This window comes from Thiorhodococcus mannitoliphagus (genome assembly GCF_010915725.1).
GTDB classification, from domain to species: Bacteria; Pseudomonadota; Gammaproteobacteria; order Chromatiales; family Chromatiaceae; genus Thiorhodococcus; species Thiorhodococcus mannitoliphagus.
In genome coordinates this window covers 1-396 of record NZ_JAAIJR010000481.1, presented here as the reverse complement: position 1 = coordinate 396, position 396 = coordinate 1, and the positions used below count along the sequence as shown (strand labels likewise).

At 62.6% G+C, this 396-nt stretch carries 1 protein-coding gene; it reads left to right on the top strand.

All coding sequences use genetic code 11. The features are described from left to right. Positions 1 to 204: 204 nt before the first annotated feature. Positions 205 to 396: Rpn family recombination-promoting nuclease/putative transposase (locus tag G3480_RS27455; protein WP_164657312.1), on the top strand; the 192-nt coding region annotated here is incomplete at its 3' end.

Sequence of the window (396 nt, the reverse complement as noted above, 5' to 3'; positions counted from 1 at the left end):
ACGCACTCGGAGACACGCTTGAGCAGATCAAGCCGATCGGTCTCGCGGCTTGATGGCTATCAACTGGCGATCCGGTACCGCCGGTTCCGGCGCGGATCCTCGTCCGCCATGACCGCCTGCCACGCCATCCCAACGGCCAGATCGACCGCAAGCGGCGGAGCCTCGAATTGGAAGATCTGTTTCAGGACGGCACCTCCCCCGAGCATGAACACCCACGATCCCAGCTACAAACTCCTCTTCTCGCACCCGCAAATGGTGCGCGATCTGCTGCTGGGGTTCATCGACGAAGCCTGGGTCGCCGAACTGGACCTCGACACATTGGAGCAGGTCAGCGGCAGCTATGTCAGCGACGACCTGCGCGATCGCGAGGATGACATCCTGTGGCGCGTGCGCTTT